General features: G+C 66.7%; 19 protein-coding genes. 14 read left to right on the forward strand and 5 right to left on the reverse strand.

Annotated elements, in window-relative coordinates; genetic code table 11:
• Positions 1-31: 31 nt before the first annotated feature.
• From K5L94_RS08775 to K5L94_RS08790, 4 genes are all read left to right on the forward strand, one after another.
• Positions 32-397 carry a DUF6164 family protein gene (locus K5L94_RS08775; protein ID WP_049456388.1) on the forward strand — a complete coding sequence of 122 codons (366 nt, stop codon included), beginning with the start codon at positions 32-34 and terminating at the stop codon, positions 395-397.
• Between the two features lie 271 nt (positions 398-668).
• Complete coding sequence (locus K5L94_RS08780) at positions 669-1436, forward strand: sulfurtransferase (RefSeq protein WP_053449333.1); 768 nt, start codon at positions 669-671, stop codon at positions 1434-1436.
• Positions 1437-1644: 208 nt separating this feature from the next.
• Entirely contained in the window at positions 1645-2640 is a 996-nt protein-coding gene (locus tag K5L94_RS08785; protein WP_053449334.1) for an LLM class flavin-dependent oxidoreductase, read from the forward strand.
• Positions 2641-2708: 68 nt separating this feature from the next.
• On the forward strand, positions 2709-3206 hold the full coding sequence (locus K5L94_RS08790) for a pyridoxamine 5'-phosphate oxidase family protein (RefSeq protein WP_053449335.1): 498 nt from the start codon (positions 2709-2711) through the stop codon (positions 3204-3206).
• 92 nt (positions 3207-3298) lie between these two features.
• On the opposite strand, the gene K5L94_RS08795 is transcribed toward K5L94_RS08790, so the two are convergent.
• Both K5L94_RS08795 and K5L94_RS08800 read right to left on the reverse strand, forming a co-directional pair.
• On the reverse strand, positions 3299-3958 hold the full coding sequence (locus K5L94_RS08795; protein ID WP_053449336.1) for an exopolysaccharide biosynthesis protein: 660 nt from the start codon (positions 3956-3958) through the stop codon (positions 3299-3301).
• Positions 3942-5246 (reverse strand): hemolysin family protein, encoded by a 1305-nt coding sequence (locus K5L94_RS08800; RefSeq protein WP_053449337.1) that lies wholly within the window; start codon positions 5244-5246, stop codon positions 3942-3944. Before K5L94_RS08800 ends, K5L94_RS08795 begins: the two co-directional genes overlap by 17 nt.
• Positions 5247-5538: 292 nt before the next feature.
• Between K5L94_RS08800 and K5L94_RS08805 the strand changes: the two genes are divergently transcribed.
• Positions 5539-6165: a DUF47 domain-containing protein gene (locus tag K5L94_RS08805; RefSeq protein ID WP_004152833.1), complete on the forward strand. Its 627-nt coding sequence runs from the start codon at positions 5539-5541 to the stop codon at positions 6163-6165.
• 13 nt (positions 6166-6178) lie between these two features.
• Positions 6179-7300, forward strand: a complete 1122-nt coding sequence (locus tag K5L94_RS08810; protein ID WP_006431323.1) for an inorganic phosphate transporter — start codon at positions 6179-6181, stop codon at positions 7298-7300.
• A 358-nt stretch (positions 7301-7658) separates the two neighbouring features.
• Here the strand turns inward: K5L94_RS08810 and K5L94_RS08815 are convergent, their stop codons facing one another.
• The 3 genes from K5L94_RS08815 to parE all read right to left on the reverse strand — a co-directional run bounded on the left by K5L94_RS08815 (position 7659) and on the right by parE (position 11901).
• On the reverse strand, positions 7659-9155 hold the full coding sequence (locus K5L94_RS08815; RefSeq protein ID WP_053449338.1) for a S10 family peptidase: 1497 nt from the start codon (positions 9153-9155) through the stop codon (positions 7659-7661).
• Between the two features lie 109 nt (positions 9156-9264).
• Complete coding sequence (locus tag K5L94_RS08820; protein ID WP_053449339.1) at positions 9265-9843, reverse strand: GNAT family N-acetyltransferase; 579 nt, start codon at positions 9841-9843, stop codon at positions 9265-9267.
• A gap of 168 nt (positions 9844-10011) precedes the next feature.
• On the reverse strand, positions 10012-11901 hold the full coding sequence (parE, locus tag K5L94_RS08825; RefSeq protein ID WP_049458019.1) for a DNA topoisomerase IV subunit B: 1890 nt from the start codon (positions 11899-11901) through the stop codon (positions 10012-10014).
• Between the two features lie 171 nt (positions 11902-12072).
• On the opposite strand from parE, the gene K5L94_RS08830 reads away from it, so the two are divergent.
• From K5L94_RS08830 to ispD, 8 genes are all read left to right on the forward strand, one after another.
• Positions 12073-12306, forward strand: a complete 234-nt coding sequence (locus K5L94_RS08830) for a hypothetical protein (RefSeq protein WP_006431442.1) — start codon at positions 12073-12075, stop codon at positions 12304-12306.
• A 400-nt stretch (positions 12307-12706) separates the two neighbouring features.
• Positions 12707-14371 carry a CTP synthase gene (gene pyrG / locus K5L94_RS08835; RefSeq protein WP_053449340.1) on the forward strand — a complete coding sequence of 555 codons (1665 nt, stop codon included), beginning with the start codon at positions 12707-12709 and terminating at the stop codon, positions 14369-14371.
• An 89-nt stretch (positions 14372-14460) separates the two neighbouring features.
• On the forward strand, positions 14461-15291 hold the full coding sequence (kdsA, locus tag K5L94_RS08840) for a 3-deoxy-8-phosphooctulonate synthase (RefSeq protein ID WP_006431480.1): 831 nt from the start codon (positions 14461-14463) through the stop codon (positions 15289-15291).
• Positions 15288-15635 (forward strand): hypothetical protein, encoded by a 348-nt coding sequence (locus K5L94_RS08845; RefSeq protein ID WP_053449341.1) that lies wholly within the window; start codon positions 15288-15290, stop codon positions 15633-15635. Before kdsA ends, K5L94_RS08845 begins: the two co-directional genes overlap by 4 nt.
• Positions 15635-15964, forward strand: a complete 330-nt coding sequence (locus K5L94_RS08850) for a hypothetical protein (protein WP_053449342.1) — start codon at positions 15635-15637, stop codon at positions 15962-15964. The genes K5L94_RS08845 and K5L94_RS08850 overlap by 1 nt, the downstream gene beginning before the upstream one ends.
• Before the next feature lie 96 nt (positions 15965-16060).
• The gene (eno, locus tag K5L94_RS08855; protein ID WP_053449343.1) at positions 16061-17353 is read left to right on the forward strand and encodes a phosphopyruvate hydratase; all 1293 of its coding nucleotides are present in this window, start codon (positions 16061-16063) and stop codon (positions 17351-17353) included.
• A gap of 4 nt (positions 17354-17357) precedes the next feature.
• Positions 17358-17711, forward strand: coding sequence for a cell division protein FtsB (ftsB, locus tag K5L94_RS08860; protein ID WP_006431483.1), 354 nt, complete (start codon positions 17358-17360; stop codon positions 17709-17711).
• Positions 17708-18406 carry a 2-C-methyl-D-erythritol 4-phosphate cytidylyltransferase gene (ispD, locus tag K5L94_RS08865; protein WP_053449344.1) on the forward strand — a complete coding sequence of 233 codons (699 nt, stop codon included), beginning with the start codon at positions 17708-17710 and terminating at the stop codon, positions 18404-18406. Before ftsB ends, ispD begins: the two co-directional genes overlap by 4 nt.
• Positions 18407-18437 lie beyond the last annotated feature (31 nt).

Below are 18437 nucleotides of genomic sequence, written 5' to 3' on the forward strand. Positions count from 1 at the left end.
GTAGCGCATCGGTGCCGGGTATCATGGGGGCATGGCAAAACTTCTGCTCAATCTGCGCAACGTCGGCGACGACGAATATGCCGATGTCTGCACGCTGCTGGATCAGCATGGCATCGCCTGGTATCGCACCGAACCCAGCCCCTGGGGTATCTCCAACGGCGGTCTGTGGCTGCGCGAGGATGCCGATCATCCGCGTGCGAAGGCGCTGATGGCCGAGTATCAGGCCGCGCGCGGCGAGCGCGTGCGTGCAGAGCGCGAGCAGGCGCTGCGCGACGGCACGGCGGAGACCTTCGGCAGCCTGTTGCGGCGGCGCCCGGTGTTCGTGGTGCTGGTGCTGCTGGGGATGGCGGGCGCGGCGGCGCTGGTGCTGCTGCCGTTCATGCTGTTGCGGGGGTAAAGGGGGCTTCCTGCCGGGTTGCACCCGGCACCCGCAGAAGCAACGGCAACGGCAAAAGCTGGATTCCGTGGGATGGCGCGGCGGTGTGGGCAGGCGGGGGACGGCAAAAACTGCTCCTGCGTGCCTCGTAGAGCGCCATCCATGGCGCTCTGCGCCCCCGCCTGCCCACACCGCCCCGCCCCTGACAGGTTCATGAGCTTTGTAGATCCACGCGGTGCGTGGATGAACGGGCAAGTCTGCTCCTGGGATGGTCTGGCGCTAAAATGGCGGGATGATCGCCAATACCGCCGCCTACCATTTCGCCGTCATCGACGCTCCCCAGGTCCTGTGCGACCAGCTGCTGGCGCGGGCCGAGGCGGCTGGGCTGCGGGGCACGATCCTGGTGGCGGGCGAGGGGCTGAACCTGTTCCTGGCCGGTGCGCCGAAGTCGGTCGAGGGCTTCTATGCGGCGCTGCACGCCGATGCGCGTTTTGCCGATATGCGGGTCAAGACCAGCCTCAGCGAGCACCAGCCATTTGCGCGGCTGAAGGCCAAGGTGAAGGACGAGATCATCAGCTTCCGCCGCGATGACGGCCAGCCGCTGGAGTACCCGCGCGCTCCGGCGGTCGATCCGGCCACGGTGCAGCGCTGGCTGCGGCAGGGCCACGATGACGTCGGCAAGCCGGTGGTGATGCTCGACACCCGCAACCTGCAGGAAGTGGAGTACGGCACCTTCAAGGATGCGCTGGTGCTGCCCATCCACAAGTTCACCGACCTGCCCGAGGCGCTGGCGCCGCACCGCGAGGCGTTGAAGGGCAGCACCGTGGTCAGCTTCTGCACCGGCGGTATCCGCTGCGAGAAGGCCGCACTGTGGATGGTCAACGACGGCATGGACAACGTGCTGCAGCTCGACGGCGGCATCCTCGGCTATTTCGAGGACGTCGGTGGCGAGGGCTACGAAGGCCGCTGTTTCGTGTTCGACGAGCGCGTGGCGCTGGATGCCGAGCTGAAGCCGATGGTCGACCAGCCACTGCCCGAGCCGCGCCCCAGCGCGTTCTGACTACACATTGGTAGAGCCGGCCGCTGGCCGGCTGCAAGGGCTGTCTGTCTGCCGGCCAGCGGCCGGCACTACCCGACACGCGTGGCGCCCCGGGCCATGTCCGGCGGGCTCTGAACCCATTCCGCAGGAATCAGCATCCCGCCACCGTCACTGGCCGCCGCGCCTGGCCGACCCCATGCATGGGAAATCCTGTGACGGAAAACCGCTGATGATCCCGTTGTCGATTCTCGACCTGGCCCCGGTCTGCGAGGGCAGTGACACCACCGCCGCCTTCGCCAACATGCTGGAACTGGCCCAGCACGCCGATGCGCTGGGCTACCGCCGCTACTGGCTGGCCGAACACCACAACATGCCCGGCATCGCCAGCGCGGCCACGGCCGTGCTGATCGGCCACGTCGCCGGTGGCACCAAGCGCATCCGCGTCGGTGCCGGCGGCATCATGCTGCCCAACCACGCGCCGCTGCAGGTGGCCGAACAGTTCGGTACGCTGGCCTCGCTGTATCCCGACCGCATCGACCTAGGCCTGGGTCGGGCGCCCGGCACCGACCAGCCCACCGCACGCGCCCTGCGCCGCTACTTCGACAGTGCCGACCAGTTCCCGCAGGACGTGCGCGAGCTGCTGCACTACTTCGAGCCGGTGCAACCCGGCCAGCCCGTGCAGGCGGTTCCCGGCGGCGGCCTGCGCGTACCGACCTGGATCCTGGGTTCGAGCCTGTTCGGTGCGCGCATGGCCGCTTCGATGGGCCTGCCGTACGCGTTCGCCTCGCATTTCGCTCCGGACGTGATGGACGAAGCGCTGGCGGTCTATCGCCGCGAGTTCCGCCCCTCGGCCACGCTGAAGCAGCCGCACGCGATGCTGGCGCTGAACGTCGTTGCCAGCGACAGCGAAGCCGAGTCGCGCCGCCTGTTCACCAGCCAGCAGCAGAGTTTCGTCAACCTGCGGCGCGGTCGCCCGGGCAAGATCCCGGCACCGATCGACGACATCGAAACCTTCTGGGAACCGCATGAAAAGCTGGGCGTGGAGCGGGCATTGGCCTGCACCGTGTTGGGTGATCCGCAGCAGGTGGCCGACGGCATCGCCGCCTTCGTCGAACGGCACGCGCCCGACGAACTGATGCTCACCGCCAACCTGTATGACCACCGTGCGCGCCTGCGTTCGTTCGAACTGGCGATGCACGCCTGGCACGCTCGCCACGCGGGCTGAACACTTGCGTCACGGGCTGTTGCAGCCACACCGCGTCTGATGGGGGCTCATCCCAATGGAGCCCCCCCATGGCCGATACCCGCGCCGAACACATCGCCCAGCTGGCCGAACTGATCAAGGACGTGGAGGTGGCGATGTTCACCACCACCGGGGTGGATGGCCGCCTCTACAGCCGGCCGCTGGCCACCCAGCAGGTCGCGTTCGGCGGTGACCTGTGGTTCGTCATCACCGCCGACAGCCCGAAGGTGGCCGAGATCGCACTCGATCCGCGGGTGAACGTGGCCTATGCCTCGCCCTCGAAGAACACGTATGTGTCGGTGTCCGGTCGCGCTCGCGTGGTGGATGATCGCGCGAAGATCGAGGAACTGTGGTCGCCTGCGATGAAGCTGTTCTTCCCTGGCGGCAAGGAGGATCCCAACCTGCGCCTGATCCATGTGCGGGCCGATTCGGCCGAGTACTGGGATGGCCCGGGTACGCTGCTGGGCAAGGCGCTGACGTTCGTGCTGTCGGCGGTGCAGGACGAACCGGCGGCGTTGGCCGACAACGGGTTCATCGACCTGCGCTGATGACCGATGTCCGGTACTGGTAGTGCCGGCCGCTGGCCGGCAATCCTGCAAACGTGGCAGCCGGCCAGCGGCCGGCCCTACCGGGTTCCGGTTCAGAACCAGCGCTGGAACAGCTCCACCGTGTAGCCCACCAGTTGCCCGGAACTGAAACCAAAGAACGCGATGGCCGCCAGCGCGGCAATCCAGTTGAACAGCATCAGCGCGCCATCGCGTTCCAGCAATGCCAGTGCGAACAGCAGCAGCTGGAAGCCGAACAGGAAGTTGGTGAACGGGATCGGCAGCGACAGCAGTACGCCCAGCAGCACCAGCAGCAGGCCGGTGAACGCGTGCGCCGGCAGCGGGGTCAGCAGCTGCGACAGGCGCGGTTTCAGCATCTTGTCCAGGCGCCGCAGCGGCCGGTCGATGCGGTCGAGGAAGCGGTGCATGGTGCCGCGCTTCGGCCCGCGGCGGGCGATGAAGCCGGGCAGCCACGGGCGCCGCAGGCAGCACAGCATCTGCAGGCCGATCAGGATCACCAGCGGGCCGCTGACCGCGCCGCCCATGCCCGGGATCGGGATGAACGACGGCAGGATCGCCACGAACAGGAACACGCCGAACGCGCTCTGTTGCAGGTTGCACAGGATCTGGCCGAGCGGCATGTGCTCGGCCGGGTCGCCGGAGGCGAACATCTCCAGCAGGGTACGGATGCCCTCGTTGCGGTAGGCCGAGCGCTCGGCGCCCGGACCCTGGCCGGCCTCAGGCGGTAAGCTCATCGGCCTGCTCGTCGGACAGCGTGCGCAGCAGCAGCTTGTCCACCCGCGCACCGTCCAGGTCGACGACTTCGAATCGCCAGCCGGCCCAGTCGAAGTATTCGCCGGCATGCGGGATGCGGCCGAAGTAGTGGATGCACATGCCGGCCAGCGTGTAGTAGTCGCCGTCCTCGGCATCGGGCAGGTCGTTGCTGCCGATCAGCTCGCGCAGGTCCTCGATCGGCAGCGAGCCATCCACCAGCAGCGAGCCATCCTCGCGGGTCACCACCAGCGCATCCTCGTCGGCGTTCTCCACCGCCTGCAGGCGGCCGACCACGGCCCCCATCAGGTCGCTGATGGTCACCAGGCCCTGGATCTCGCCGTACTCGTCCACCACCAGCGCCATCGACTGCTGTTCCTCGCGGAAGATCTCCAGCAGCTTCATCGCATGGGTCGATTCGGAAACGTACAGCGGCTCGCGCAGGGTCTGGAACAGCGCGGTGTCGCCGCGAGCCATGCGCGTGGCCAGCGACTTCAGCTCAAGCACGCCGACCACGTCCATGTCGTTGTCGCGGTACACCGGGTACCGCGAGAACTCATGCTCGGCCATGATTTCCAGGTTGCGCTCCAGCCCGGCCTGGGTGTCGAGCCAGGCAATGCGGTTGCGCGGGGTCATCAGGCTGTCGGCGGTGCGGTCGCCCAGGCGCATGACACGGTTCATCATGTCGCGCTCGTGGGCATCGATCACGCCGGCCTCATGGCTTTCGGCCACCAGCATGCGGATCTCTTCTTCGGTCACCGAGGCGACTTCATCCTTGCCCAGGCCGAACAGCCGCAGCACCAGCTGGGTGGTCCTGGACAGCAGCCACACGAAGGGAAGGGCCAGTTTGGCCAGCCAGCTCATCGGCATCGCCACCAGGCCGGCAATGGCCTCCGAACGGGTCAGCGCCAGGCGCTTGGGAACCAGTTCGCCGAAGATCAGGGTGATGAAGGTGATCAGGCTGACCGCCAGCGCAGTGCCGACGTTGCCAGCGTAGGCAAAGCCCGGCATCAGGCCCTGGATCCAGCCGGCGAAGGCCTCGCCCAGCGCTTCACCGCCGAGGTAGCCGGTCAGCACGCCGATCACGGTGATGCCGATCTGCACGGTGGACAGGAAGCTCTCCGGCTTTTCCGACAGCTCCAGTGCCTTGGCGGCCCGCTTGGAGGTGGCGGCCATCTGCTTCAGGCGGCTCTTGCGCGAGGTCATGACCGACATCTCGGACATGGCGAAGAAGCCGTTCAGCAGAACAAGCGCGAAGACAATCAGGATCATTTCAAACACGGGCGTCGTCCCCGGTTGGTGGCAGGGAGGGCGGGTGCTTGCGATGGCGGCTGGCGCTCAGGAGCGGGGTCCGGCGCGGCGCTGGGGGATAAGGGTCGTCGTCCATAAGGTGCGCCCGAAGGCGCGCTGGCATCTTAGCAAAGGGGCGTGGCAGGGTGGCAACTGCCTGTTCAGGTTGGGCGGGCCAAGGCCCGGAAAGGGGGCAGGGATACCCGAGATGGTCATCTAGCCGTCATAATTCCGTCTGGTGCCGTCCTTCCCGCGACGGCTGACAGGTTTCTCAATGTTCTCTCTGCAGACCATTTTCGGTTCCGGCAAACAGTTCTACACCCTGCTCGATGAGGCCGCCGTCGCGGCATCCGACGCCGCCAAGGCGCTGCATTCCATGCTGCGCGAGGCCGACCGCCAGCCGGCGCTGGACGCTTTCAAGCTGGCCCGCCTGCGCGAACGCGCGGCCTCGGACAAGATCAGCCAGGCGCTGGTGGACAGCTTCATGACCCCGATCGAGCGCGAAGACATCGAAGCGCTGGGTTCGGCGCTGTACAAGATTCCCAAGCAGATCGAGAAGTTCGCCGATCGCTATTCGCTGGCCACGACCCACCTGGAGCACATCGACTTCGCGCCGCGCGCGGCGATGCTGGAACAGGCCGCCGGGGTGGTGGTGGAGATGGTGGCCGACCTGCGCCACATGAACCTGGACCGGATGACCGCGCTCAACGAGAAGCTGCGCTCGCTGGAGAACGAGGCCGACCGGCTGATGCTCGAGCTGTACCGCGACATCTATTCGGGCCGCCTGGACAACCTGCAGATGTTCCTGCTGAAGGAATTCTTCGAGATCCTGGAAAAGGCCATCGACCGCTGCCGCGAGGCCGGCGTGGTGGCGTACCAGATCGTGTTGAAGAACAGCTGACGGACGCCGCCGCATGTTGACCCTTGTCCTGGTGGTGATCCTGGCCGCGCTCGTCTTCGAGTTCATCAACGGCTTCCACGACACTGCCAACTCCATTGCCACCGTGGTGGCGACCAAGGTGCTCTCGCCCGGCTGGGCGGTGATGCTGGCCGCCTTCATGAACCTCATCGGTGCACTGACCGGTACCGCGGTGGCGCTGACCATTGCTTCGGGCCTGCTCAACACCAACGTGGTCGACGTCACCCCGCAGGTGATCCTGTGCGCCCTGCTGGGCGGCATCATCTGGAACCTGATCACCTGGTGGAAGGGACTGCCGTCCTCGTCCTCGCACGCGCTGATCGGCGGCCTCTGCGGCGCCGGACTGGCCGCTGCGCACAACAACTGGGACGCGCTGATCTGGTCCGAGCGCCTGGGCAGCTGGGCGCAGAACAAGGGCCTGCTGTGGAAGGTGTTCGTGCCGATGATCACCTCGCCGATCGCCGGCTTCCTGCTTGGCATCGTGGTGATGGTGCTGCTGTGGGGGCTGATCGCCGGCCTGGCCAAGATCGGTGGTGCCATCGGCCGCCTGGCCCGTCCGCGCATCGTCAACGCGTTCTTCGGCAAGGCACAGATCGCCTCGGCGGCCTACATGGGCTTTGCCCACGGCCACAACGACGCGCAGAAGACCATGGGCATCATCGCGATGACCCTGATCGGTGCCGAAGCGACCGGCGCACTGAACGACCTGCCGTCGTGGCTGGCCTTCATGCACCCGGACGCCCATGCCGGTGACGGCATCGCGATGTGGATCGTGCTGACCTGCGCCGTGGTGATGGCCGCCGGTACCGCTTCGGGCGGCTGGAAGATCATCAAGACCCTGGGCCACAAGATGGTCAAGCTGCATCCGATCCACGGCTTCGCCGCGGAAACCAGCTCGGCCACCATCCTGACCCTGGCCGCCCACTTCGGCATGCCGGTCTCGACCACCCACAGCATCTCCACCGCGATCATGGGCGTCGGCTTCGCCAAGAACCCGCGTTCGCTGAAGTTCGGCGTGATCGAACGCATCGTCTGGGCCTGGATCCTGACCATCCCGGCGGCCGGTGGCTGTGCCTACCTGATCCTGAAGCTGTTCGAGCTGTTCGGCTGGACCTGATCTGCAGGCACACGTTGCACAAAAAAAGCCCGCCGGATTCCGGCGGGCTTTTTTCATGGGCAAAGAATTTTTCCGCATCCATCGTGTCGACCAAGGTCGACACCCGCCAGAGCAGAAACCGGGATCCGATCCCGTGCCGGCCAACGGTCGGCATCCATCGGCAGCAGCGGGAAACTGTCGAAGGCGGGGTGGGTCCGGTTGCGGGGGTGTCCGCGGCATGGATGCCGCGGCCAAGCCCCCAGGGACGGGTTCACGGCGTCCCCCGCAACCGGACCCATCCCGCCAACCCACTGGAACCCGGCTTTTGACGTTGCCGTTGCCGTCAGCGGGTGCCGGGCCGCAGGCCCGGCCGAACACCTCAATTACGCTGGAACAGCGCCTGCACATCCCTGCGGAACGCCGCCTGGCTGTCCGCCCGGCTGTAGAACATGTGCCCGCCCGGATAGCTGCGCACCTGCACGCGATCCGGGTTGCTGCCCATCGCCGGCATCTGGTCCACCGTCAGGATCGACCCCATGAACGGACACGACAGGTCGTTCCAGCCATGCACGATCAGCACCTGCAGATGCGGATCGATCGCCACCGCCTGCCGCAACTGGGTCACCGCACCCTGGCGCAGCTCACCATTGCGGTCCCACAGCCGGTTCACGTCGTAGTTCAGAGCCTGGTAGCGCGCATCCACCTTCCAGCCGACCACGCGGGTCACGAAGTCGACCATCGCCGTGGTGGTCGGCGCGATGATGCTGTCCAGCAGCGGATCATTGGCGCGCTGCTCCGGATCGTTCGGGAACGGATCGAATGCGGTCACGTTGGAATCGTAGCGGCTGCCCAGCGTGCCCTTGTCGCGGAACACTTCACGCAGGTACGCCTGCGTTTCCAGGCGGCCACCGGCGCGGCGCACGAACTGTGGGTCCAGTCCGGTCAGCTCGGTCACCCTGCGCAGCATCGCTTCGGTCGCCTGCGGATCGCTGCGGCCCTTCATCAGCGCCGTCGCGTAGTCGCCGCGGGTGTATTCGACCACCTCGCGCATCGCTGCATCGGTCAGCCTGCCCTGGCGCTCCAGGTGCGCGGCGGCAATTGACGGCAGCGTCTGCATCCAGGCCATCGGCGAGACATCGGCGTTGTCTTCCAGGGTCGGGCTCAGATAGGGCGAGACCAGCACCAGGCCGTTCATCGCCACGCCCAGCCGGGTCTGCAGGAAGTGGGTGATGCGCGGGCCGCGATAACCGCCATAGCTCTCGCCGGTCAGGTACTTGCGTGAGGCCATGCGCTGGTTGCGCAGCAGCCAGTCGTAGATCGAGCGCGACAGGTACTCGATGTCGGCGCTGGGGTTGTACAGCGCTTTCTTGGCTTCGTCATCGCCGATGCGTGCACGGCTGAAGCCGGTGCCGACCGGATCGATGAACACCAGGTCGGTGAAGTCCAGCCAGGTACCCGGATTGTCATGCAGGGTAGCCGGCGCCGAGGCGCTGTCGCCCTCCGAACCGAAGGTCACCACCTTGGGCCCGATCGCGCCCATGTTGAGGTAGACCGACGACGCGCCGGGCCCGCCATTGAGCGCGAAGGTCACCGGCCGGTCCTTGCCCGGCATCGTGTAGGCGGTGAACACCACGTCGGCGATCACCTTGCCCTTGGCATCGCGCACCGGCAGGGTGCCGACGGTGGCGGTGTAGTCCAGGGTGCGGCCGGCCAGGTGCATGCTCTGGCGTGCCGACGCATCGGCCGGCAGGGCGGGCGCTTCGGTCTTGTCGTCTTTCGGATCGGGCTTGGCCTCGGCGTCGGGCGCGGCCAGCACGCTGGCCGGGGCGATGAGCAGGCCGACGCAGAGCGCGGCGATATGCAGCAGGGACTTCATGGCACCGTTTCGGCAGCGGAAGGGGGTTCCGATGCTAGGCCGGGGAGGGCCGCGCCGTATGTGTCCAAAGGCATGTCCGCAGGCTGCAGCCTCCAGCAGCCAGATTGGGTCAAGCGGGCAGGGCGGCGGCCGCGTCGTCGTCGGCCAGCAGGCCGTAGACGGCCGAGTCAGAGAGTTCCCCCTGGATTCGCCAGCGCTGCCGCAGCACGCCCTCGCGGTGGAAGCCCAGCCGTTCCAGCACGTGTGCGGAAGGCGCATTGCGCGGGTCTATCTCGGCTTCGACGCGATGCAGGCGCAGCGTGCGGAACAGATAGGCCAGCACCTGCTGCAGCGCCTCGTGCATGTAGCCCTGGCCCTGCTGGTCGGGCGCCAGCAGGTAGCCGATCTCTGCGCGCGCGGCGTCACGGTCCACGGCGAACACCACGCAGACGCCGAGCAGCGGGCCGTCCATGGATTCGCGCACGGCCAGTTTCAGCTGGGTGCCGATGGCATGGGCGGCAAGATCGTCATCGATCTGTTCGCGCGCCTCGGCCGGTCGTGTCCAGGCCGGGTGGTTCCACCAGCGCATCACGTCCGGATCCGACTGCAGTACGAACAACGCGGCAGCGTCGTCGCGGCGGATCGGGCTCAGGACCAGCCGCGCGCTGTGCAGCGGCAGGCCGGGGAACAGCTGCGAGTGGCTGGCCAATACGGTGGTCCACGCGGATGGACGCGCATTATGGCGCCGCCGGGTTTGCCGATGGGGGCGGGATGAGTCCGGCCGCCAACCGGTAGTGCCTGCCTCCAACTGGTAGTGCCGGCCGCTGGCCGGCAACCTCGACTGCCGGCCAGCGGCCGGCACTACCAGAGGATGGCGTCAGACTTCCAGCGAAGCCAGGTCGCCCTTGGTTTCCAGCCAGCCCTTGCGGTCGGAGGCGCGCTTCTTGGCCAGCAGCATGTCCATCAGCGAACTCGTCTGCTCGCGATCGTCCACGGTCAGCTGCACCAGGCGGCGCGTATCCGGGTGGATGGTGGATTCACGCAGCTGCGGCGGGTTCATCTCGCCCAGGCCCTTGAAGCGGGTCACGTTGATGGCGCCCTTGATCTTCTCGCGTTCGATCTTGTCCAGCATCGAGCGCTTTTCTTCCTCGTCCAGGGCGTAGAACACCTGCTTGCCCACGTCGATGCGGAACAGCGGTGGCATCGCCACGAACACGTGGCCGGCATCGACCAGCGCCGGGAAGTGCTTCAGGAACAGCGCGGTGAGCAGGGTGGCGATGTGCAGGCCGTCGGAGTCCGCGTCGGCCAGGATGATGACCTTGCCGTAGCGCAGCCCGCTGATGTCATCCTTGCCCGGGTCGCAACCGATGGCGATGGCCAGGTTGTGCACTTCTTCCGAGGCCAGCACGCTGTTGGAGGAAACTTCCCAGGTATTCAGGATCTTGCCGCGCAACGGCATGATCGCCTGGAAGTCCTTGTCGCGGGCCTGCTTCGCGCTACCGCCTGCCGAGTCACCTTCCACCAGGAACAGCTCGGTGCGCGACAGGTCCTGGCTGATGCAGTCGGCCAGCTTGCCGGGCAGCGCCGGGCCCTGGGTGACCTTCTTGCGGACGACCAGCTTCTCGGTCTTGAGGCGCGCGCTGGCGCGTTCGATGGCGATCTGCGCGATCTTCTCGCCCAGCTCCACGTTCTGGTTCAGCAGCAGGCTGAAGGCATCGTGGGCCGCGCCCTCGACGAAGCCGGCGGCCTGGCGCGAGGACAGGCGTTCCTTGGTCTGTCCGCTGAACTGCGGGTCGGTCATCTTCAGCGACAGCACGAACGACACGCGGTCCCACACGTCTTCCGGGGCCAGCTTGACGCCGCGCGGCAGCAGGTTGCGGAAGTCGCAGAACTCGCGCAGCGCCTCGGTCAGGCCGGTACGCAGGCCGTTGACGTGGGTGCCGTGCTGCGCGGTGGGAATCAGGTTGACGTAGCTTTCCTGTACCAGTTCACCTTCCGGCAGCCAGGCCACGGCCCAGTCCACCACCTCGGTGTCCTTCTTCAGGTTGCCGACGAACAGGTCGGCCGGCAGCGATTCGCGCTCGCCCAGTTCCAGCTTCAGGTAATCGCGCAGGCCGTCTTCGTAGTACCAGGTATCGACTTCACCGGTGGCTTCGTCGGTCAGCTTGACGGTCAGGCCGGGGCACAGCACCGCCTTGGCGCGCAGCAGGTGCTTGAGTGCGCGCACCGCGAACTTCGGCGTATCGAAGTACTTCGGGTCCGGCCAGAAGCGCACGCGGGTACCGGTGTTCTTCTTGCCGACGCTGCCGACCACTTCCAGCGGGGTGGCGCGGTCGCCATTGCGGAAGGTGATGCGGTGTTCGGCGCCTTCGCGCTTGATGTGCACTTCCACCAGGGTCGACAGCGCGTTCACCACGCTGACGCCGACGCCGTGCAGGCCGCCGGAGAAGGTGTAGTTGTTGTTGCTGAACTTGCCGCCCGCATGCAGGCGGGTGAGGATCAGTTCGACGCCCGGGATCTTCTCTTCCGGGTGGATGTCCACCGGCATGCCGCGGCCGTCATCGCTGACCTCCACGCTGCCGTCCTTGTACAGGGTGATCTCGATCGAGCGGGCGTGGCCGGCCAGGGCCTCGTCCACCGAGTTGTCGATCACTTCCTGCGCCAGGTGGTTCGGGCGCGCGGTGTCGGTATACATGCCGGGACGGCGCTTGACCGGGTCAAGGCCGGACAGGACTTCAATATCGGCGGCGTTATAGCGGGCGTTCATCTATCTTCAAAGCGCGGAGCGACGCGCAAGTGTGCGGTCTGGACGGCGATTTTGCACGCCTGCGGTTCAGCCTCGGCGCCGGGGAGGGGGTAAAATGGCAGCCGCTGGAATCTGAACGCCGGCGACCCCGGTTGGGTCGAAACGTCCAAGCCATACCGCGAGGAGGACCTCATGAAGAAGTTGCTGACCATTGCGATCCTGGCCGCTGCCGCCGTTGCAGTGCCGCTGGTGGTGGCGCAGAACGCCGGCCAGCCGGCGCCGCAGCAGGGTGACCAGGCCGACAAGGCGCAGGCCGAGGCGGATGCCAAGGCCAAGCGTCGCGCGCAGGCCACTGCCGAAATGAAGGCGCAGGGCCAGCCGGCCCCGCAGCAGGAAGAGGAAGAAGAGGCGAGGAAGAAGAAGTAATCCTTCCACCCTCCGAAGCCCTTGCCGCAAGGGATTCGCCCCCCGACGCCCCGCTCTGCGGGGCGTTTCTTTTGGGTGATGGCCGCAACTGCCTCTTGGGTTGGCGGCCATCAATCTGTAAACTACGGCTTTCCGGGAGTAAGTGCGTGTCCACCCTTTGCGAATGGGCTGGCGCGACCATGCGTGGTCGCCAGCAATGCGGGTCGCAGGTGACGGTCGATAGGGCCGGCACGGCCGCCCCGACCTCGCACGGTGGTCCCCGTCCGGCGCCTGCCGCCGCACGGTTCCGCACCTCCCTCGCTGCCCCAGCGAACCGGAAAACCCCCTTCAGGCTCCATGCCCGCCCCCAGGGCGCGCGTGGTGCTGCCGTTTTCCATTTCCAGACAGGATGCTTGCAGCCATGACTCCCTTGATTTTCGTAACCGGCGGCGTGGTGTCCTCGCTCGGCAAAGGCATTGCCGCGGCGTCACTGGCCGCCATTCTCGAAGCCCGTGGCCTGAAGGTCACGATGATGAAGCTCGACCCGTACATCAACGTGGACCCGGGCACCATGAGCCCGTTCCAGCACGGTGAGGTGTACGTCACCGACGACGGCGCCGAGACCGACCTCGACCTGGGCCACTACGAACGCTTCGTGCGCACCCGCCTGAGCCGCAAGAACTCGGTCACCACCGGCCGCATCTACGAGAACGTGATCCGCAAGGAGCGTCGCGGCGACTACCTGGGCGCCACCGTGCAGGTCATTCCGCACATCACCGACGAGATCCGCCGCTGCATCGACGAAGCCACCGAAGGCTATGACGTGGCGCTGGTCGAGATCGGCGGCACCGTGGGCGACATCGAATCGCTGCCGTTCCTGGAGGCGATCCGCCAGGTGCGCACCGAGCGCGGCCCGGAGAAGGCGCTGTTCATGCACCTCACCCTGGTGCCGTACATCGGCGCCGCCGGCGAGCTGAAGACCAAGCCGACCCAGCACTCGGTGAAGGAACTGCGCTCGATCGGCATCCAGCCGGACGTGCTGCTGTGCCGTTCCGAGCAGGCTGTGCCGGATTCGGAGCGCCGCAAGATCGCGCAGTTCACCAACGTCTCCGAACGCGCCGTCATCAGCGTGCCTGACGTGGACGTGCTGTACCGCATTCCGTCCGGCCTGCACGCGCAGGGCCTGGACGAGATCGTCGTCAACCAGCTGAAATTGGCCGACAAGGCCGGTCCGGTCGACCTGTCGATGTGGGAGGATGCGGTCGACGCGACCCTGCACCCGCTGGACGAAGTCACCATTGCTGTGGTCGGCAAGTACGTCGACCACCAGGATGCCTACAAGTCGGTGGGCGAGGCGCTCAAGCACGGTGGCCTGCGCCAGCGCACCAAGGTCAACCTGAAGTGGCTGGAAGCCCAGGACCTGGAAGGCACCGACATGGCCGCGCTGGCCGACGTCGACGGCATCCTGGTGCCGGGTGGCTTCGGCGACCGTGGTTTTGAAGGCAAGGTGCTGACCTCGAAGTTCGCGCGCGAGCAGCAGGTGCCGTACTTCGGCATCTGCTACGGCATGCAGGCGGCGGTGGTTGATTACGCCCGCAACGTGGTCGGCCTGGAAGGCGCCAACAGCACCGAGAACGATCGCCAGTCGCCGAACCCGGTGATCGGCCTGATCACCGAATGGCGCACCGCTACCGGCGATGTCGAGAAGCGTGACGACAAGAGCGACCTGGGCGGCACCATGCGCCTGGGCCTGCAGGAACAGCGCCTGAAGCCGGGTACGCTGGCCCGTGAGCTGTACGGCAAGGATGTGGTCGCCGAGCGCCATCGCCACCGTTACGAGTTCAACAACCGCTACCGCACCCAGCTGGAAGACGCGGGCCTGGTGATCGCCGGCAAGTCGATGGACGACACCCTGGTGGAAGTGGTCGAGCTAGCGCGCGATGTGCACCCGTGGTTCCTGGCCTGCCAGGCGCACCCGGAATTCCTGTCCACGCCGCGTGACGGCCACCCGCTGTTCATCGGTTTCATCCGTGCCGCGCGCGAGCGCAAGGCGGGCGGAAAGCTGCTTTCCGAAGTGCGCGCCTGACTTGTGAATGGGGGCTTCGGCCCCCATCCTGCATGCTTCAACCCCCAGCGCACCGGCATGACCGGTGCTGCGGACAACAAGGAAACGCCATGAAACTGTGTGGATTCGAGGTCGGGCTGGACCAGCCCCTGTTCCTGATCGCGGGCCCCTGCGTGATCGAGTCGATGCAGCTGCAGCTCGATACCGCCGGCAAGCTGAAGGAGATCACCGACCGCCTCGGCGTCAACTTCATCTTCAAGTCCAGCTTCGACAAGGCCAACCGCACTTCGGGCACCGCCTTCCGCGGCCCGGGAATGGAAGAGGGCCTGAAGGTGCTGGCCGAGGTGAAGAAGCAGATCGGCGTGCCGGTGCTGACCGACGTCCATGAATACACCCCGATGGACGAAGTGGCCTCGGTGGTGGACGTGCTGCAGACCCCGGCGTTCCTGGTCCGCCAGACCGACTTCATCCGCAAGGTGTGCTCGGCCGGCAAGCCGGTCAACATCAAGAAGGGCCAGTTCCTGGCGCCGTGGGACATGAAGCCGGTCGTGGAAAAGGCCAAGGCCACCGGCAACGAGCAGATCATGGTCTGCGAGCGCGGCGCCAGCTTCGGCTACAACAACCTGGTCAGCGACATGCGTTCGCTGGCGGTGATGCGCGACACCGGTTGCCCGGTGGTGTTCGATGCCACCCATTCGGTGCAGCTGCCGGGCGGCCAGGGCACCAGTTCGGGCGGCCAGCGCGAGCACGTGCCGGTGCTGGCCCGTGCCGCAGTGGCGGTGGGTATCTCCGGCCTGTTCGCCGAGACCCATCCGGATCCGTCCAAGGCCCTGTCCGATGGCCCCAATGCGTGGCCGCTGGATCAGATGGAAGCCCTGCTCGAGACCCTGATGGAGCTCGATGCGGTGACCAAGAAGCACGGCTTCTCGCGCTTCGCGTGAGTCGCGACCCGTGGGTGGCGCTGGACGCCCAGCGTCACCGTCGGCACTGGAAGCAATGGCCGTGGGGCTTGATCGCACTCGGCCTGGCCGTGCTGTTCACGATGGGCATGTTCGGCCTGGTGCTGATCGGCGCCGCGTCGGTGCGGCCGCCCGGTGATGGCGGCAGCGCAATCAATCTGCGCGCATATTTCATGGCATTGCTGGCGGCAGAGCTGCTGGCTGCCGTGGGCTGCGCCGTGTCCGCCGTACTGGCCTGGCGGCTGAATCGCGGCAAGGTGGCGGCGGGCCTGGCGGTCATCCTGCTGTCGCTGTGGCTGGGTGCCCTGTTCTACGGTCTTCTTTGATGAATACGAGCGCGTCGGCGCGCGGTTGGCCCTGGGGCCTGATCGCGCTGGGGCTGTCCGTGCTCGCCTGGGCGTCCCTGCTGCTGGGTGTAATGGCCTTTGCGGCCAGCTTCGGCTCGCCGGGTGACGGCAACCACGGCATGCGGGCCATGCAGTACTGGATTCTGGCCGCTCTGGTCATGCTCGGCCTGTCGTTCGTCGGCAGTGCGGTGGCGATGGTGCTGGCCTGGCGATGGCAGCGTGGACCCATCTGGGCAGCCATTGCCGGTGCGCTGTTGGCGATGCTGCTGTCGCTGGTCCTGATCGTGATCGGGTCCAGCTGGGGCTGATGCCGATCAGGCCATTTGGCAAGTGGCGGGCAGCCGGGGATAATCACGCGGCATTCGTTTTGTCGCCCCCTCTCCATACAGGTAACCGGCCCGACCATGAGTACGATCCGCAGCATCCACGCCCGTGAAATCCTCGACAGCCGTGGCAACCCCACGCTGGAAGCCGAAGTCATCCTGGAGGACGGTTCGTTCGGTCGTGCCGCGGTTCCCTCCGGCGCCTCGACCGGCACCAAGGAAGCGGTCGAGCTGCGTGACGGCGACAAGACCCGTTACCTGGGCAAGGGCGTGCGCAAGGCCGTCGACAACGTCAACGGCGCCATTGCCAACGCGCTGAAGGATTTTGAAGCCACCGACCAGGCCGGCCTCGACCGTCGCCTGATCGACCTCGACGGCACCGAGAACAAGGGTCGCCTGGGTGCGAACGCGCTGCTGGGTGTTTCGATGGCTGCCGCGCACGCTGCCGCCGCTTCGAACAAGCAGGCGCTGTGGCAGTACCTCGCCGCCAAGACCGGCGTGACCCCGTCGCTGCCGGTGCCGATGATGAACATCATCAACGGCGGCGCGCATGCCGACAACAACGTCGACTTCCAGGAATTCATGGTGCTGCCGGTGGGCTTCACCTCGTTCTCCGAAGCGCTGCGTGCCGGCACCGAGATCTTCCATTCGCTGAAGTCGGTGCTGAAGGGCCACGGCCTGAGCACGGCGGTCGGCGATGAAGGCGGCTTCGCACCGGACTTCCGCAGCAACGTCGAAGCGCTCGACACCATCCTCGAAGCGATCGGCAAGGCCGGCTACACCGCCGGTGAAGACGTGCTGCTGGGCCTGGACGTGGCCTCCAGCGAGTTCTTCGAGAACGGCAAGTACAACCTGGTTGGCGAGAACAAGCGCCTGACCTCCGAGCAGTTCGTCGACTTCCTCGCCGACTGGGCCGCGCAGTACCCGATCATCACCATCGAAGATGGCCTGGCCGAGAACGACTGGGCCGGCTGGAAGCTGCTGACCGATCGCATCGGCAAGAAGGTGCAGCTGGTCGGTGACGACCTGTTCGTGACCAACCCGAAGATCTTCCAGGAGGGCATCGACTCAGGCACCGCCAACGCGATCCTGATCAAGGTCAACCAGATCGGCACCCTCAGCGAAACCCTGGAAGCGATCGCCATGGCCGACCGTGCCGGCTATGCCGCCGTGGTCTCGCACCGTTCGGGCGAAACCGAAGACACCACCATCGCCGACATCTCGGTTGCCACCACCGCAACCCAGATCAAGACCGGCTCGCTGTGCCGCAGCGATCGCGTGGCCAAGTACAACCAGCTGCTGCGCATCGAGGAAGCCCTTGGTGCCGGCGCGCGTTACGCCGGTCGTGACGCGTTCGTTTCGCTGAAGCGCTGAGCCGATGCGCGACTGGCGCTGGATGCTGCTGGTGCTGGCCCTGCTGCTGGGCTGGCTGCAGTACCGCTTCTGGTTCGGTCCGGGCAATTCGGGTGAAGTGATGATGCTCGAAGCGCAGGTCGCCAACCAGGAGCGGGACAATGAGGGCCTGCAGCAGCGCAACGATGCGCTTGCTGCCGAAGTGAAGGACCTCAAGGAAGGCCAGTCCGCCATCGAGGAGCGCGCGCGCAGCGAGCTGGGCATGATCAAGCCCGGCGAGAAGTTCTACCGCGTGGTCGAAGATGCGCCGGTTGCACCGGCGCAGTCTGCGGCAGGTGCCAATGCCCAGGCCGCCGAACATCCGGCGGACGTGCCGTGAGCGCGGCGATCTGGGTGGTGGTTCCGGCCGCCGGCCGAGGCACCCGCTTTGGCGCGCCACTACCCAAGCAGTACCTGCAGGCGGGCGGGCAGATCCTGCTCGCCCACACCCTGGACGCGCTGCTGGCGCATCCGGCCGTGGCCGGGGCAATGGTGGTGGTCGGGCAGGACGACGCCGACTGGCCGGGCTGGACCGAGTGGGCGGGCAAGCCGGTGCTGACCTGCATCGGCGGCGCGACCCGTGCCGCTTCGGTGCTGGCCGGGTTGCAGGCGCTGCCGGAGTCGGTGCGCGCCGACGAGTTCGTGCTGGTCCACGACGCGGCGCGTCCGAACCTGTCGCTGGCCGATCTCGGTCGCCTGCTTGAAGTCGGTCGTGCCGATCCGGTCGGCGCGATCCTGGCCGCGCCGGTGCGCGACACGCTCAAGCGCGCGGGCGACGATGGTGGCATCGATGGCACCGAGCCGCGCGAACGGCTGTGGCGTGCGTTGACCCCGCAGCTGTTCCGTCGCCACCAGCTCAGCCGTGCGCTGTCCGAGGCTGCGGCCGCCGGTGTCGAGGTCACCGACGAGGCCATGGCCATGGAGCGCCAGGGCCAGCGCCCGCTGCTTGTGGAAGGCAGCGAGGACAACTTCAAGGTCACCACCCCGGCCGATCTGGACCGGTTCGAATTCGTACTTTCCCGCCGCGCCGGCTGATTGCCCGCGCGGCCCTGCTGCAAGGGTTGCA

This window comes from Stenotrophomonas forensis (assembly GCF_028752115.1).
Lineage (GTDB): Bacteria > Pseudomonadota > Gammaproteobacteria > Xanthomonadales > Xanthomonadaceae > Stenotrophomonas > Stenotrophomonas forensis.